Below are 17,932 nucleotides of genomic sequence, written 5' to 3' on the forward strand. Positions count from 1 at the left end.
AAAGAAATTATGAAAAAACTAATGTATTTAATGCTCTCTGTAGCTTTTATAGTGAATACGGGGTGCGAGAAAGATTTTCTGGTGGTACAAAATCCATCTAGTGTTGATGAAGACTTCGTTTTTGGCTATCCAGAAGAAGCTGATAAAGTTTTAGCTGGTATGTACGATATTTGGCATGACCTTGACAAAAGGCTTTTTTATGACGTATCCTCTGTAGGGTCTGATTCGGAGCATCATCCAGAACCTTACACTGCACAGGCTAGACATATTCCTATGGGGCTTTTTCCAGTGCCCTATCCTATTGATGACGATGCCCACAGAGATACTTGGCAAGAGTCTTATTTATTAATTAACCGGGCTAATGTGGTAATGAAATCAATAGAGGGAAAACAAGAGTATCAAAGTGCGGTAGCTTCTGGAGAGAAGAACGCATGGACGCATCTTTATGGTGAGGCTCTATGCCACAGGGCAACTAATTACAAGCTTTTAATCAAGTATTTTGGCGATGTGCCTTATTTTGATTATCCAATTAAAACTGCAGCTCAAACAGATACCTTAGGCTATACCATTAGAGACCATATTTATGATAACGAAATTGCGGCTCTCAAAAAATCAGTACCTCTGATGTACAACTTGGGCGAACAAGGTGTTACAGCTGAAACCTTTTCTCGTGTTTATGGAAATCAATTGATTGCCAGATTAGCGTTTGACGCTGCTGGTTACCAATTGCGTCGAACAGATTTTGATTATGAGGGTATATCATTTGACCAATGGGGTCAAGAAGATGCTCAGAATCAATGTGTATATGTTAGAAATAGTAATTGGCAAAGCTTCATGCAAACGGCTAAGGAATTCTATCTAAAAGTTGTTAATGATTCTGGGTCGGCTTATTTAATAGAAACAGATGATAGAGGTGCAGGTTTTGATAACCCATTTCAATTAAACTTTCAAAAGCTTTTAGATTTAGAGGTTAGTCCAGAATCCTTGTTTGAATGCGGTTATACGCGAACTCAAAATTCAGATTGGCCATATTCTTGGGGGCGTCCTTCAGGAGGTGCTGGTTCTAACGATCGTCCTAACAAATGTTATGGGCAAGGTCGTATAAACCCTTATTACTATTATTCAGACTTTGATCCAGATGATAAGCGTCGTGAAATAACTGCTTGTATTACTGGTAATACAGGTAAAGCTGGTGAAATACTTATGAGTTGGGTTAGAGGTAACCGTGAAAGAGGTGGCTTGGCGAGTAATAAATTTGATGAAGCTAGAATGTCAGACCCTTATATCCCTAGACAACGTCAGTCAGGTGTAAATTGGCAACAGGTGCGTATGGGTAGTGTGATGCTTTATTTGGCTTATGCCGCTGCTGCAACAGGTGATGAAGCAACTGCTAAAACATACTTTAAAAAAGTACGTGGTAGAGCGTTTTCTGCTGCAGATCAAGCAACTAAGGTTAATGCTTATGTTGATGGCTTGACTGGTCAAGCTTTATTGAAAGGTATAGAAATGGAACTTAAGTTAGAGACTGGAGGCGAGGGTGTTACACGATGGGATATGGTTTTATTTGGTACAATGCCAGAGAGAATACAAACCATGCGTGATAACATGAGAGACATGATTAATGGCATTGAAAGCGATGGATATTATACGTTTGATAATGGTGATCAAATTTCGGCTTACATTTATACTAAACACGTTTCAATAAAGGATGTTGACCCAAGTTTAGATTTGTTGACAACTCAAACGCCAGAAGGACTTTCTGAATCAGATTCTAGATACCCTGTATTGGTACCCGGCTGGAGAGGTACAAATAACGGATGGGCAGACTATCTTACTACCTTATCTCCAGATTTGCAAAAAAACCATTTGGCAATTAGGGGTTTGTATAGATATATTGATCCTGCAAGTGCTGAAGGTTTAGCTCTTTTGGCTGATGGTTACGAACTCTCTCCTTGGGGTATAAACCTTGTTGAAGCTAAAGCAGAGTACACAGATGATCTTTTTAAAGGATATCCTGATGGTTCTTATGCTGCGGGAGTACCACCTCGTTATATTATGCCGTTATCAGGTGATGCTTTACGTACTTCAAATGGAAATTTAACCCAAGGATACGGACATGCTTCTGAGTAGAAAAATGAACAGTTAAATTTAAAAATAGCCCGCTTCTAATTTCGTAGCGGGTTATTTTTTAAATAAAACCAACTAAAAATCAACTAATCTTATTCTAATGTATGACATTTAAAAAAAACAATTTATTAAGAAGTATTTTGATTGTATGTGTTCTGTTTCTTTCAAATAGTTGTAAACAAAAAAAGCAAAGTCAAACCAATTTAAATGAAAATCAAGAAGCTGTCATTCCAGATTCCCTAAAATGGTCGGAACGTATGGCTTTATCTGTTATTAAACGTTATCCAGAAGCTTGGCAAATTGATGACAGAACAGAAACTAAGTGGGATTATAAAATCGGAATGTTCTGTTTGTCGTTACAAAAACTTTATGATGTTACGGGAAAGGACATTTATTTCAATTATGGAAAAGATTATGCTGATACCATAATTAATTCAAAAGGCCAAATAAAAAACTACAAACTAAATGACTATAACATAGACAATATCAATGCAGGTAAAATTCTATTTGATATTTATGAAACCACTCAAAATCCAAAATTCCTTACTGCTCTCAAAACCCTGAGAAAGCAATTGGAAACACATTTAAGAACACCATCGGGAGGATTTTGGCATAAAAGAATATATCCAAATCAAATGTGGCTTGATGGTTTATATATGGGACAACCATTTTATGCACGCTATAATACCGAATTTGAAAATGGTGAAAAGTTAGATGATGTTGCTCACCATTTTAAATTACTACATGACCACACGTTAGACGAAGTAACCGGTTTGTATTTTCATGCATGGGACGAAAGTAAACAAATGGACTGGGCCAATAAAGAAACAGGAACGGCACCAAACTTTTGGCTACGGGCGCTTGGATGGTATGCTATGGCCTTGGTTGATACCTTGGATTATTTCCCTGAAGACCACAAAAAAAAACAGTTGCTAATTGATTATTTAAATCAATTGGCAGAAGCTATTGAGAAATATCAGGACGAAACAGGCTTGTGGTATCAAGTGCCTAATATGCCTGATAAAGAGCCTAATTATTTAGAGGCTTCAGGCTCGTGCATGTTAACTTATGCTTTAGCAAAAGGAGCAAACAAAGGGTATTTGCCAGAAAATTACCTTAATGTTGCCAATAAAGGTTTTAACGGCATAGTTAATGAGCTTATAAAAGTTGATGATAATGGAGAAGTCCATATCACGCAAGTTTGTAAAAGCGCTGGTTTAGGAGGAAACCCATATAGAGATGGTTCTTTTGAATACTACATGAGTGAGCCTATTTTAACAGATAATTCTCATGGTCTAGGGCCATTTGTGTTAGCTGCAATTGAACTAAACAGATAAGCCATGGATCCAATTTTTATAATCCTTACAGGAACTGCTGTTGTATTATTTTGCATTTTAGTGCTAAGGCTTCATGCCGTAATTTCCTTGCTTTTAGCAGCATTGGTAACTGCTTTTTTAACATCGCCCGATCTCATCTATGCTTTTGGTATTAGTACTGGAATGTCAGAACAAGAAGCTTTAAAGTTTTCACAAGTAAGTCTGGGTAAAAGATTAGGTGTAGCTTTTGGTAATACTAGTGGGAAAATAGGAATATTGATAGCCTTAGCCTCCATTATAGGAACTTCATTAATGCGAAGCGGTGGTGCCGAAAGAATTGTTAGAAGTTTGTTAGGTGTTTTTGGTAAAAAGAATAGTTCAGTAGCGCTCTTGTTTAGTAGTTTTACTTTGGCAGTTCCTGTGTTTTTTGATACCGTTTTTTATTTGATGATTCCTATTGTGAAATCTTTAGGAATTAAAAACCCAAGGAAATTTGGGCTATATTTAATGGCGGTAATTGCCGGTGGTGTGATGGCACATTCATTAATCCCTCCAACACCTGGTCCTTTGTTTGTTGCTGAAACAATGAATATAGATTTAGGTGTTATGATGATAGGAGGTTTGGGAGTAGGAGTCATAACAATTTTGGCAGGTTACGGTTATGCAAAATGGGCAAATTTACGGTGGGACTTGCCAATGCGAAGTACACCCGATATTAGTGTTGAAGAACTAAAGCAAATTTCTGAAACTCAAAATAAAGACCTTCCCAACCTTTGGTTGTCTCTTTTACCAGTTATCCTTCCAATTATTTTAATTACGGGAAACACATTAACTAATATGTTGTTTGAAGGCAGAACAGGCCTAACATCAACTCAAGAAAACCTTGAAGTGTTTTTTTCAACATTGGGAGATCCTAATATAGCACTATTTGTTTCTGCGATAATAGCGATGTACTTGATGTACTCACGAGAATCGGATATTAAAATTTTTAAAAAATATATCTATGAGGCATTAACAAGTGCGGGTATGATAATATTGATTACTTCTGCTGGAGGTGCATTTGGTCAAATGCTTCAACAAACTGGAATAGGCATTAGAATCCAAGAATTATCGGCAAATTATCAAATGGCTATCTTACCTATGGCCTTTGTAATTACCGCAATTGTGAGAAGTGCTCAAGGTTCGGCAACTATCGCAATGGTAACAACTATTGGTATTATTGGAGGTGTTGCAGATGCAGGTTTGGCTTTCCATCCTGTTTATATTGCTTTGGCAATAGGCTGTGGATCTAAGATTTTTGCTTGGATGAACGATAGTGCATTTTGGATAATTACAAAAATGTCTGGCATGGAAGAAAAAGAAACCATTCAGCATTTTTCAATATTATTAATGGTCATGGCAATTGCTGGATTAATAGCTGTTATGATTGGTTCAAAATTTTTACCTTTTGTGTAATGTTTTAGTAAAAAAATGAAAAATAATATTTTAATAAAGACTTCGGTTGAGGATAATGTGGGTATTGTGGCCAATGAAGAGGGGATGCAAAAGGGAACTTTTGTAAATGAAGGTTTTTCCCTTTTGGAATATGTTCCCAATGGGCACAAGGTGGCTTTGCAAGATATTGATGAAGGGCAGCCAATAATAAGGTACACTGAGGTAATAGGTTATGCAAATAAAGACTTGAAACAGGGGCAGTGGGTGAATGAAACAAATATGATGTTGCCTAAACCACCTGAATTAAAGTTCTTGTCAATGCCAAAACCTAATACTACAAGTTTAGAACCATTGGAAGGCTATACTTTTCAAGGGTATAAAAATGATGATGGAACTGTAGGTACAAAAAATGTTTTGGCCATATCTAATAGTGTACAGTGTGTTGCAGGACTTACGGAGTTTGTGGTTAAAAAAATTAAAGCGGAACTACTTGGTCAATATCAAAATGTTGATGATGTCGTAGGCCTTACACATAGTTACGGTTGTGGTGTAGCAATAAATGCACCTGCTGCTATTGTGCCAATTCGAACAATTCAAAATATAGCTGTTAACCCAAATTTTGGGGGCGAAATTATGGTTTTGGGCCTGGGCTGTGAAAAATTACGTCCAGAACGCCTTGTTAGTAATGAAGAAGAGTCTGGAGATTCTATTACCTATATGCAAGATGAATCTTTTCATGGATTTAACGAGATGGTTGATGGTATTTTGGAAACAGCGAAGATTCATTTAGAAAAATTAAATAAACGGAAACGGGAAACCTGTCCAGCTTCAGATTTAGTTGTGGGTATGCAATGTGGTGGCAGTGATGCGTTTTCTGGCTTAACGGCTAATCCGGCGGCCGGTTTTGCAGCCGATTTAATAGTTAGGGCTGGAGGCAGTGTGATGTTTTCTGAAGTCACCGAAGTAAGAGACGCCATTCATTTACTAGTCCCTAGGGCTGAAACACCAGAAGTGGCCAAAGCCCTAATTCAAGAAATGGCTTGGTACGACGATTACTTATTACAAGGAAGTGTAGATAGGAGCGAGAACACCTCGCCAGGAAACAAAAAGGGCGGTTTAAGTACCATTGTGGAAAAAGCTTTGGGGTCAGTAGCAAAATCTGGGACCTCTCCAATTGTTGATGTGCTAAAGCCAGGAGAAAAAATTAGAAAAAAAGGATTGAATTTTGCGGCAACACCAGCAAGCGATTTTGTTTGTGGTACCTTGCAACTTGCAGCAGGAATGAACGTTCATTTATTCATGACAGGAAGAGGAACCCCTTATGGTTTGTCTATGGTACCGGTTATAAAAGTTGGAACAAATTCAAAATTGAGTAATCGATGGTTCGATTTAATCGATTTTGATGCAGGTAAAATCGCAACCGGAGAAAAAACAATTGAGGAAGCTGGCTGGGATTTGTTTCATATGATTTTGGATGTTTCCAGCGGCAAAAAACAGGTTGCTTGCGATATTTTAGGGATACATAACGATTTGGTTCTTTTTAACCCAGGACCATTAACTTAGAAAAATAACTTCAATAAAAATAACGATGAATTCAAACTTTCAAAAAATAAAGAGTGCTTTAGGTGACGGACTTTTATCTTTTCCTGTAACCGATATGGATGACAACGGACAGTTTAATAAAACCACTTTTGCAGATCGTTTAGAGTGGTTTATTACGCACGAGGTTTCTGCAATATTTGTTGCAGGGGGCACAGGTGAGTTCTTTTCACTGTCAAAAGAGGAATATAAAAACATAGTTAAAATAACAAATGAAACCGTAAAGGGACGTGTCCCGACCGTTTCAAGCGTGGGTAGAAGTATCCCAGAAGCTGTTGAGTTTGCGTCAATAGCAGAGGAAGCTGGGATTGATGCATTGCTTTTAATGCCGCCTTATCTTACGGAGTGTGCTAAAAGTGGTGTGTACGAGTATGCTAAAACAATCATCCAAAGTACCAACTTGCCAGTAATTTATTATAATCGTGCAAACGGAATTTTACCAGTAGAGTATCTAAAGAAATTGGCAGACGATTGTCCTAATTTCATTGCTCTAAAAGATGGCACAGGAAATATGGAAGCCTTAAATACAACTATAAAAACCATTGGTGACCGTTTAACCTACATTGGCGGTGTTCCAACAGCCGAAATTATATCAGAAGCTTACTTGTCTATTGGTGTAAACACGTATTCATCTGCTGTATTTAATTTTGTTCCCGATATGGCCAACCATTACTACAAGGCACTTAGGGCAGGTGATAAGAAAACCGTTGATTTAATTTTAAAAGAATTTTTCATCCCCTTTGTTAAATTGAGAAGCAATGCCCAAGGTTATGCTGTAAGTTTAATTAAAGCAGGGGCTGAATTAATAGGTAAAAGAGCAGGTAATGTGCGTGCGCCTTTGCCACAGCCTAACGAAAATGAAGTAGAGCAGTTGAAAAAATTGATAAAAAAAGCTGAAACTTTAAAAAAGTAAAAATTATGAGTAGTGACAATATATTTCATGGCATAAACGCTTTTACCAATGAAAAATTGGATGGCGATTTTGTTAATGCCACAGAAGAACAAATTAATGAAGCTGTACAAAAAGCTGTAAAAGCGTTTGATATCTATAGAAAGACAGATAAAGACAGTATAGCAAGCTTTTTGGACCAAATAGGAGAGGAAATACTGAATTTAGGAGACGCTTTATTAGAAAGGTGCCATTTAGAAACAGCCCTCCCTTTAGGTAGATTACAAGGGGAAAGAGGAAGAACAGTAAACCAACTTAAACTTTTTGCTAGTGTGGTTAGGGAGGGATCTTGGGTTGATGCAAGAATTGATAAATCTAATCCTGATAGAACACCATTGCCTAAGGCAGATATTAGGCAAATGTTGCTGCCATTAGGTCCTGTGGCCGTTTTTGGTGCCAGTAATTTCCCGTTAGCATTTTCGGTTGCAGGCGGTGATACAGCATCTGCTTTAGCGGCTGGTTGCCCAGTTGTTTTCAAAGGCCACCCAGCGCATCCAGGAACTTCAGAAATGGTTTTCAATGCCATTCAAAAGGCTATAAAAAAATCGAATATGCCAGAGGGTGTTTTTTCTTTAATACACAGTAATTCTAATAAGCAGGGTGAGTTGTTGGTAAAACATCCAGAAATAAAAGCAGTTGGTTTTACAGGGTCTTTCAACGGCGGAAAAGCCTTATTCGATTATGCTAATAGTAGGTCAGAACCTATACCAGTGTTTGCTGAAATGGGTAGTACAAACCCTGTGTTTATTTTGCCTCAAGCACTAAAGGAGAAAGGAGACGAAATCGCTTCAGGTTTAGCGGGTTCAATTACTTTGGGCGTTGGTCAATTTTGTACAAATCCAGGTTTGTCATTTATTGAGAAATCTGAAAAAGTCAATGCCTTTTATGATAAATTAGGTGAAAGTATTAGTGAGATTTCAGCAGGGAATATGCTTACTTCGGGAATTTCAAAAGCCTATAACGAAGGTCTTAATCGAATTGCTTCGTTGAAAAATGTAATTGAAATAGCAAAGGGAAAGAGTGAAGAAAACATTAATGTAGGCATTCCAAAGGTTTTTAAAACAACAGTATCTGGATTAAAAGAGCACGAATCGTTGGCCGAAGAAAACTTTGGTCCTTCAAGTATATTGGTTGAAGCATCGTCGAAAAATGAAGTCATTGAAGCCGCTAAAGAATTGGAAGGCCATTTAACCGCTACTATTTTTGGAACCGATGAAGATTTAAAGAACTACAAAGAACTTTTTGATATTTTGGAGAAAAAAGTTGGCCGTGTAATAATTAATGGGTATCCAACAGGAGTAGAAGTGTGTCATTCAATGGTGCATGGAGGTCCATATCCTGCTACAACCGCACCGCAATCCACTTCAGTAGGTACAAACGCCATCAAACGTTTTGTAAGGCCTGTATGTTTTCAGGATTACCCAGACGAGTTTTTGCCGGATGCCCTTAAAGCGGAAAATAAGCTCAATATATGGCGTCTTGTAGATGGAAACTTGGAAAAATAGAAGCACAAAATAGAAAAAAGAAAATGGTTAAAAAACAATTTTTTGCTCTAGTTTTAATTTTGGGAGCACAATTTATTTTTGCCCAAAGGCAGTTTGATAAGGATTCAATGATTAGTAGCATTGAAGCACGTGTTAAATTACCTGTTATTCCCGATTACAAAGTTTCAATAACAAAATTTGGAGTAAAGGGAAACGGCACAAAGAATTGTAAACCTGCTTTCGATAAGGCAATGAAGCGTTGCGAAAAGCGAAATGGAGGTGTTATTGTTGTCCCACCAGGCGAATACTTAATAAACGGACCGATTCATTTTGTTAGTAATACAAGGTTGCACTTAGAAAAAGGAGCAAAACTTATTTTTGGCTCTAGCCCAAAAGATTACCCATTGGTTTTAACAAGTTGGGAAGGTACCAGTCTTTATAATTACAGCCCCATGATATATGGTGTTAATGTTACTAATGTGGCCATTACAGGTGAAGGAACAATAGACGGAGAGGGACACGGTTTGTGGGCTACTTGGAAACCTATCCAAGATAAGGGGCAGCAATTAAGCAGGAAAATGAATCACAACCAAACTCCTGTTGAAGACCGTGTTTTAGGAGAAGGTTATTATTTAAGGCCGCAACTTGTACAGTTCGTGAACTCTAAAAATATTCTTATTGAAGACGTAAAAATAGAAGATGCTCCATTTTGGTGTGTTCATATTTTAAAAAGTAAGAGTATAACGCTAAGAGGTTTAAAATATGATGCCCACAACAAAAATAATGACGGGATCGATATTGAAAATTCTAGTGATGTAATTATTGAAGATATCGATTTTAACAATGGAGACGATAATGTTGCCATAAAGGCAGGAAGAGACCATGATGGGAGAGCAAATTCTAAGCAGCCTTCAGAAAATATTATCGTAAGAAATTGTCGGTTTAAAGGGTTGCACGCTTTAGTGATAGGTAGTGAAATGTCTGCAGGTGTGCGTAATGTATTAGCCTACAATTGTAAGGCTAGCGGATATTTAAAACGAGGCGTTTATCTAAAGACAAATTCTGATAGAGGCGGTTACATAAAAGATGTTTATGTTCAAAATATTGCATTCTCAAATGTTGAAGATGCTATTTATATGACCGCTAATTATCACGGGGAAGGTGGGGGGCTGTTTCCTTCAAAAATATCAAATATTACATTATCAAATTTAAGTTTTACCGATGTTTCTAATGCTGCTATTGTTATTGAGGGATATCCAGAATATAAGGTGGAAAATGTTCTACTCGATAATATAATTATAGATTCAGCCAAGAACGGAATGACCTTGTCTAATACAAAAAATGTCATTTTTAATGAGGTAGTCATTGGTGAGAAACAAGGTGTGCCAAGTTCAGTTAAATAAATAATCATATATGTCGGATTGATTTTGATTTTCTAATATATTGATTATTAAAAATTCAGGTGTCATGAGTAGTGTTTTTATTAAAACAGGTTTTTTAGTAATGCTTGTGGTTTTTCCAATGTTTACTTATGCGCAAAATGGAAAAGCGTTTTCAGCTGAAAAAAAAATATTAGTCGGTACACCCATGAGTCCCCCAACATGGGCTTTACTGGAACGTGAATTGTTGGACACTAATGTTGAAGCATGCCGTAAATTCTTTGATAAATATTTTGATGATCGAGGCTATTTGTTAGCGGTTGAACGGTGGGGGGCAAATGACGGGCCAGATGATGCTATTGAAAACGTTGCTGATTGGCCTATTCTTCATGCCATAGGGGCTTCAAACGACATTTTGCATCTTTATAAAAAAGCTTGGGAAGGCCATCTAAAACAATATACCTCGGCTAAAACTGTGGAAGTTCCGTTTGCAAGAGATGGTATGTATTATAAAGAGTTTCCGGTTATGATGGATTGGATGCATAACGGCGAAGGGTTGCGCGTGTTTAATTTACAAGGACTGTCCGACCCTTATGATTTAGATTTTGAAAAGCGCGTGAGACGATTTGCTGGTTTTTACATGAACGAAGACCCCGGAGCACAAAATTACGATTCGAAACATATAATTATCAAAAGCATGTTTAATGGTAGCCGGGGCCCACTAATGAGAAAGGCTACGAGTTTGGATTGGGCAGGAGACCGAATTCAAATTAAAAACCGTTTTAAAGCAGGGCATGGAGAGCGCAATTATGAGGAAATGTTGTCGCATTTCAAGGATTACACAGATGTGGTGGGAGATCATCCTCAAAATTTGAGTGCTACTAGTTTGGCAGCGAACGCCTTTATGCTAACCGGTGAACAGAAATATAAAGATTGGTTAGTTGAGTACGCTGATGCATGGTTGGAACGCATGGATAAAAATGGAGGTATTATTCCTAGTAATGTTGGGTTAGATGGAAAAATAGGAGGCGCTACTGATGGTAAATGGTACGGGGGTACGTATGGTTGGGCTTTCTCTCCGATAGTTCCGCAGACAGGGGAGATAGTACATCGAACTCGTGTATACAGAGGGTTTGTGGGGTTTAGTAATGCGCTGCTGTTAACAGGAGATTTTAAATATATTAATGCTTGGGGAGATATGTTGGATAAAATAAATTCCAATAAAAAAACTATAAATGGTAAAGTTCAATATCCACATATGTTTGGAGATGATGGATGGTATGCCTACAGAACAAGACCAGTCCAGTGGAGCGCTTTGGAATGTTATTTTTTTACATTTTCTCCCAGTGCACGAGCACGGTTTAATAATAATGATTGGATTGATTTTCTGGAAGGTAATAATCCCGATTATCCAGAACTTGCTTTGCGTTCTGATTTGGAAAGAATAAAGAGAAAACACTCTGCTATGTTGAATGATATGACTACTCCAGACACACGGTTAGCAGATGACCCCATGAAATACAACCCAGTTTCAATTGAGGCACTACGTCAACTTATGATGGCTGGATTGGACCCAGGTAGAGGCGGTGGTCCATTACATGCGCGTTTACGATATTTTGATCCAGAAAGGAAACGGGCTGGTGTCCCGGATGATGTAGCAGCTTTGATTGATGAAATTTCGGCCGGTCATGTTGCTGTTAATTTGGTTAATATTAATCAGCTAGAATCGCGAGAGGTTGTTCTTCAAGTGGGAAGTTATGCCGAGCATCAATGTAGCCATATTGAAATAGGAAGACGTAAAGTTCAAATTAATAATTCTAGTTTTTGGGTTAAATTGTTACCGGGAGCTGGTACAAGAATAACTATTTTTACAAAGCGTTATGCTAACCGCCCAACTCTAAGTTTTCCTTGGGATAGAACTCCCTATATCGAAACAGGTAATGTTGAGTAAGAGTGCCTACAACTTTAAATAGAAATTATTATCGTGTTTTTCATTGTATTTTTTTTGGTCAAACATATAGAGGAATGAACCTTTTGTAGATGAGGTCATGTCTTTTTCGTTTAGCTTAATCAAAATGTCCATTGAGCGTATTTTGTTAATAAAGTTTCTTTTGTCGAGTTCTTTATCCAAAATAGCTTCATAAAGTTTTTGCAATTGGCGCATAGTAAACTTTTCGGGGAGCAGTTCAAAACCTATAGGGTTAATTGAAGTTCTTCTTCGTAATCGTTTTATGGCCTTGTCCAACATAGCACCATGGTCAAATATCAATTCAGGAACTTTTGATAGGCTAAACCATTTGGCATTAAAATTTTCAATGAGTTCCTCGTTGTGTTTCTCTACGTTGATGATAGCGTAATACGAAGTGGAAATGGTTCTGGCAACAGGATCTCTGTCAACTTCACTAAAAGCATAAAGCTGTTCCATGTAAATGTCGTGCATACCTGTTAGTCTGTAAAGAATCCTTTCGGCTCCATCATCAAGTGTTTCATTCTGCTTTAAGAACCCGCCCATTAAAGACCACTTGCCCTTTTCTGGTTCAAAATCTCTTTGTATTAACAGTACTTTTAGGTCTTCATCATCAAAACCAAAAATAATACAATCAATAGCGAGAAAAACTTTATCTTCGGGAATATATCCTTTATACATACTTATTTTTTTGATCAAAAATAATATTTACCTGAAATATGTCGAATTTTTATTTGCTTCGAATATACGGAATAAGTGTTAAATATACATTTACTTTAAAAAAAATTTGTAAATGTTAAATTTTTGTTATTTATTTACAAATGTGAGATTTACACTTGTGGGAAATTTATAATATTTTGTGTACCGACTAACCAACGGTAATAAGGTTTCTCATTATTTCAGTGCTAAATTAATTCTAATTACTAACTAAAAACAAACTAGTATGATTACAACTAAACTACTATTATTTAGTCGTCAATGTAATTGGCCATTCAAGAAATGGTTAATGGCATTGGTGATTATGATGGCTTGTGCAAATTTTAGTTTTGCACAGCAAACAATTTCAGGAACGGTTACTTCTGAGAGTGAAGGGATTCCTTTGCCTGGGGTAAATGTTTTGCTTCTTGGTAGTACTCAAGGAGCCGTGACAGATTTTAACGGTAATTATTCTATCAAGGCGTCGGCAGGCGATGTGTTGGAGTTTAGATATTTGGGTTATTTAACCCAAGATATAACCGTAGGGAGTTCTACCACTATCAATGTAGTATTAAAAGAAGATTTAACCTCTTTGGACGAGGTGGTGGTTGTTGGGTATGGTACCCAGAAAAAATCTGATTTGACAGGAGCTGTAAGTCTTGTAGATACGCAAGAAATGACAAAACAAGCTACTAATGATGTTACACAAATGATGCAAGGTCGAGTAGCTGGTGTTTCAATTACCACAGATGGTCAACCTGGTGCCGCACCTAGTGTGCGAATACGAGGTGTAGCTACTTTTGGTATAGGAGCAAGTGCAGAGCCGTTGTATGTTGTTGATGGTGTTCCTGTTGATGGCATTAGGGATATTAACCCTAATGATATCGAATCCGTTCAAGTACTGAAAGATGCGTCTGCAGGTGCTATTTATGGTAATAGAGCAGGTAATGGAGTTGTCATAATGACAACTAAATCAGGAAAAAAAGGACAAAAAACTACTTTTAGTCTTTCATCATATTATGGTATACAAAACATAACACAAAGTCTTCCGGTACTGGATAGAGTGGGTTATCAAACCATAAATAGGGAGTTGATAAATAATTTTAATGCCGTTCAACCTCCTAATGGTCAAATACCAATACCACTAGGGAATGACCCTAGCTCTCCTCAATTTATTGACGATATAGATACAGATTGGCAAGAGGAGGGGTATAAAAATGGTTTCATCCAAAACCATAACTTTAATGTTGCTGGTGGTACAGACTATACCAATTATTTTTTGTCCTTAGATTATTTAGACAACGAAGGTACTTTAGTAGGGCAAGGCCCAAATTACAAGCGTTATTCTTTTAGAGTAAATTCAGAAGCAAAATTCGGCAAATTTACAGTAGGTGAAAACCTCTTTTTTGTGCATTCAGATGAAAACCCTTTATTTGATACAGCTACCATCAATTTACCTGGAGGAAGGCCAACATTGGTTAATGACTTGCTTCAGGCCGCACCCACAATTCCAGTTTATGATTCAAATCGACTTGGCGGTTATGGAGGAGCCAATGCTACCATTCATCAATCCATTACGCTTAATGTCCCGGGAATAAATACATTGATTGATAATGAGTCTAAGGTAAATAGATTAAATGCTAATTTGTACTTGAGTTTTGAACCAATTGATGGACTTGTTTTAAAATCGAGTGCGTCTTATAATAGTACTAATATTGAGAGTCAGCTCTTTGTACCTAAATACGATTTAGGTTACTTTTTTCCTAATCCACTAGCTCAGTTGCGTGTTGTTAATACCAACATAAGTCGATTTTTGGTTGAGAATACAGCAAACTACACCAAAGAGTTTGGTAAGCATAATATATCTGTTTTAGCTGGTCAAACCTATCAAAAGGACGAGTTTAGAGCAGTTACAGCAGTTGGTGGAGGTCTTACCGAACCTTACGTTTTAAGTCTAGGTAATGCCACTGATTTTAGTGTTTTTGATAATATTCAAGAAGCTGCATTGTTCTCTTTGCTGGGACGTATAAATTATTCTTTTGATGATAAATATTTCATCACGGGAAATATTAGATATGATGGGTCATCAAGATTTAATCCTGATGTGCGATATGAAGTATTTCCTTCAGTTTCTGCAGCTTGGAAAATACATAACGAATTTGAATTACCGGATTTTATCAACACCCTTAAGTTGAGAGGTGGTTGGGGTGAAGTTGGTAATCAGGAAGTTGGAAACTACCTGTATCAAAGAACCATAAATAGAGGTATTCCTTATCAATTCTCAGGAGGCTCAACGGTTGTTGGGGCAGCTGTAACACAGCTTATTGATGAAGATATCCAATGGGAAACCAGAAGAACCAGTAGTATTGGTCTTGATGCTACCCTTTTAAATGGTGCAATAGATTTTACTGCTGAGTATTATAGAAATACATCTGAGGACGTTTTAGTTGATATCCCTGTGCCATTGTCAAACACAGTTGGTGCGTTTAATTCTACAATCTTGTCCAATGCTGGATCGATAAGAAATTCGGGTATTGAATTATCTGCTGTTTATAGACAACCCATTGGTGATAATTTTTCTTTTGAAATTGCTCCTAACTTTTACACAGTAAAGAATGAGATACTTGAAATTGGTGGTCAAGAATTTCTTACTGGTACTGGAACTAGAAATATTGTAGGTCGTTCCTTAGGTGAACATTATGGATGGGTTTATGATGGTATTTTCCAATCGGCCCAAGAAGTGGCTGATGCGCCTTTTCAAAACCCTGGAACAGCACCAGGAGACATCAAGTTTAAGGATATCAGTGGACCAGATGGAACGCCTGATGGTGCTATAACAGATGAAGATCGTACATTCTTGGGTCAAGGATTGCCAACCTATTACTATGGTCTTAACATTACAGCAAACTATAAAAATTTCGATTTTACCATATTTGGTCAAGGTAGTGGTGGGAATTTAATTAATAGTAACCTATACCGTGGTTTAATGCCAACTTCTGGATATACCAACTGGCACGAGGATATTTTAAACCGTTGGACACCAACAAATACGAACACCACTGTGCCACGTGTTATTTTAGACGATCCTAACAACAATGGTAGGGATTCAAACAGGCCTGGTTGGTTACAAGATGGAGACTATTTTAGGATAAATACAATATCGTTGGGGTACACTTTACCTGAAAATATTGCCAGTAAAATGTATATGTCTAATGCTCGATTTTTTATTACCTTACAAAATGTAGCTGTTTTGTCAAAATATAAGGGTTATAATCCAGATTTTCAAGCTGGTGTATTAAATCCAGGCTTTGATTTTGGAACATATCCAAGACCAATGACTTCCATGGTAGGATTGCAATTAAAATTTTAAAAGCTAAGAAAAATGAAAACACACATATTAAAATTATTTTTATTTGTAGTTGTTATTGCATCAATTAATTCGTGTGATAATGAACTAGAACTTCAAAACCCAAATAGACTTAGTGCTGATCAATATTATCAAAGTCAAGAAGAAGCGCAAGCTGCAGTGGATGCCATTTACAATGGGCTTATAATAGATGGAAATTATCAGAGAATGACACCAATTATGGGTGATGCTAGAGGAGATGAAGCAAGATCTAGAAGCCCTTGGGTATTTTTAACACAAACTGGAAATTTTACAGTGCCTTCTACAGACACCGCGCTTGAAATAGCATATCTTGGTTATTATACCGTTATCAATAGAGCTAATCAAGCCCTTGCAGCTATTAATCAAATTGAAGATATTGAACCTGAGCTTAGAGAAAGGCTTTTAGGTCAAGCGTATTTTTTAAGAGCTTTAGCATATTTTAATGCTACAAATGTTTATAATAATGTTCCTTTGGTATTGGAGGTGCAAGCTGGATCGGAGAGTTTTTTCCCTTCTAATCAAGAAATAACTCAATCAGATATATATGCACAGATTGAGGCAGATTTAAATGAGGCTATAGGCAAACTTCCTGTTAGCTATGATAATGTTACTGGACCAGATACTGGTCAAGCAGCCCGAGCCACTAGTGGAGCAGCAAATTCATTGATGGGAAAGCTTAAGTTGTATCAAGGATTACACGATGAAGCATTGCCTTATTTTAAAGCTGTTGTAGATTCACAAGTATATGATTTAGCTCCAAATTATGGAGATTTGTTTTCTCAAGATCCCGCTCTAGAAAATGCAAATCCGGGTAGAATATTTTGGGCTGAATTTACTCAGAGTGCAAATGTAGATTTTAACTGGGGAGGAGATCCTACTGTGAATTGGAGGCAATTTTCAGCAGTTGCTCCCACATATTCTAGAGGTGATTTTTATGACTTTATCCCGACACAATTTTTAGTGGATGAATTATCAATGGAAAGAACTGTTGATGACAAATTAGACCCTCGTTTTGCAGCCACTATATTATCATATCAACCTTCAGAAGGTTTAACGCAGGCTTATGGTATTGATTATCCTGTAGAAGCAGATTATCCTTTTGATCCGAATCTATTCTATATTGCAAAATATACTTTGGCAAACACAGGAGGAGATCCATTTACTTGCGGTATTAACTACCATATCATACGTTTTGCTGATGTCTTATTAATGTATGCTGAATGTTTAGCAAATACGGGTAATATACCTTCAGCGGCAGCCCAAGTTCAACGAGTTAGAGATAGAGCAAACCTTCCAGATAGGGAGGCCGAATTTGCAGCTTATTCTTTAAGTCAATTTATGGATCAATTGGAACATGAACGGGTAACCGAGTTGGCCATTGAAGGCTTAAGATGGTATGACATTAAAAGATGGGGCTGGTTAGATGATGCAACAAAATTAAATGAGTTAAAAGCAAATGATCCAGACTTCAATTCTTTTGCACCAAATAGAAAATATCAACCCTTACCACAAACGGAATTGGATAGAAACCCTAATTTAGATGGAAATGCGGCAAACCAAGGTTAAAATAAATTTGAGTTAGTTTTTTAAATAA

At 37.1% G+C, this 17,932-nt stretch carries 11 protein-coding genes; 10 read left to right on the forward strand and 1 reads right to left on the reverse strand.

Annotation, left to right across the window (positions count from 1 at the left end; all coding sequences use genetic code 11):
- The first annotated feature begins 9 nt into the window (after positions 1-9).
- The 8 genes from GSB9_03082 (at position 10) to GSB9_03089 (ending at position 12,239) form a co-directional block, all read left to right on the forward strand.
- The gene (locus GSB9_03082) at positions 10-2,130 is read left to right on the forward strand and encodes a RagB/SusD family nutrient uptake outer membrane protein (protein UKM66492.1); all 2,121 of its coding nucleotides are present in this window, start codon (positions 10-12) and stop codon (positions 2,128-2,130) included.
- Positions 2,131-2,231: 101 nt separating this feature from the next.
- Positions 2,232-3,464, forward strand: a complete 1,233-nt coding sequence (locus tag GSB9_03083; protein UKM66493.1) for a glycoside hydrolase family 88 protein — start codon at positions 2,232-2,234, stop codon at positions 3,462-3,464.
- A gap of 3 nt (positions 3,465-3,467) precedes the next feature.
- Positions 3,468-4,898: a GntP family permease gene (locus GSB9_03084; GenBank protein ID UKM66494.1), complete on the forward strand. Its 1,431-nt coding sequence runs from the start codon at positions 3,468-3,470 to the stop codon at positions 4,896-4,898.
- A 15-nt stretch (positions 4,899-4,913) separates the two neighbouring features.
- Complete coding sequence (garD, locus tag GSB9_03085; protein UKM66495.1) at positions 4,914-6,440, forward strand: galactarate dehydratase; 1,527 nt, start codon at positions 4,914-4,916, stop codon at positions 6,438-6,440.
- 25 nt (positions 6,441-6,465) lie between these two features.
- Positions 6,466-7,389, forward strand: coding sequence for a 5-dehydro-4-deoxyglucarate dehydratase (gene kdgD, locus GSB9_03086; protein UKM66496.1), 924 nt, complete (start codon positions 6,466-6,468; stop codon positions 7,387-7,389).
- 5 nt (positions 7,390-7,394) lie between these two features.
- The gene (locus GSB9_03087; protein UKM66497.1) at positions 7,395-8,930 is read left to right on the forward strand and encodes an aldehyde dehydrogenase (NADP(+)); all 1,536 of its coding nucleotides are present in this window, start codon (positions 7,395-7,397) and stop codon (positions 8,928-8,930) included.
- Between the two features lie 23 nt (positions 8,931-8,953).
- Entirely contained in the window at positions 8,954-10,312 is a 1,359-nt protein-coding gene (locus tag GSB9_03088; protein UKM66498.1) for a glycoside hydrolase family 28 protein, read from the forward strand.
- 64 nt (positions 10,313-10,376) lie between these two features.
- Positions 10,377-12,239, forward strand: coding sequence for a hypothetical protein (locus tag GSB9_03089; protein ID UKM66499.1), 1,863 nt, complete (start codon positions 10,377-10,379; stop codon positions 12,237-12,239).
- 6 nt (positions 12,240-12,245) lie between these two features.
- Here the strand turns inward: GSB9_03089 and GSB9_03090 are convergent, their stop codons facing one another.
- Complete coding sequence (locus tag GSB9_03090) at positions 12,246-12,935, reverse strand: NUDIX hydrolase (protein ID UKM66500.1); 690 nt, start codon at positions 12,933-12,935, stop codon at positions 12,246-12,248.
- Positions 12,936-13,197: 262 nt separating this feature from the next.
- On the opposite strand from GSB9_03090, the gene GSB9_03091 reads away from it, so the two are divergent.
- Both GSB9_03091 and GSB9_03092 read left to right on the forward strand, forming a co-directional pair.
- The gene (locus GSB9_03091; GenBank protein UKM66501.1) at positions 13,198-16,320 is read left to right on the forward strand and encodes a TonB-dependent receptor; all 3,123 of its coding nucleotides are present in this window, start codon (positions 13,198-13,200) and stop codon (positions 16,318-16,320) included.
- Between the two features lie 12 nt (positions 16,321-16,332).
- Positions 16,333-17,904 carry a RagB/SusD family nutrient uptake outer membrane protein gene (locus GSB9_03092; protein UKM66502.1) on the forward strand — a complete coding sequence of 524 codons (1,572 nt, stop codon included), beginning with the start codon at positions 16,333-16,335 and terminating at the stop codon, positions 17,902-17,904.
- Positions 17,905-17,932: the final 28 nt, after the last annotated feature.

It is taken from the genome of Flavobacteriaceae bacterium GSB9 (assembly GCA_022749295.1).
GTDB lineage: Bacteria > Bacteroidota > Bacteroidia > Flavobacteriales > Flavobacteriaceae > Flavisericum.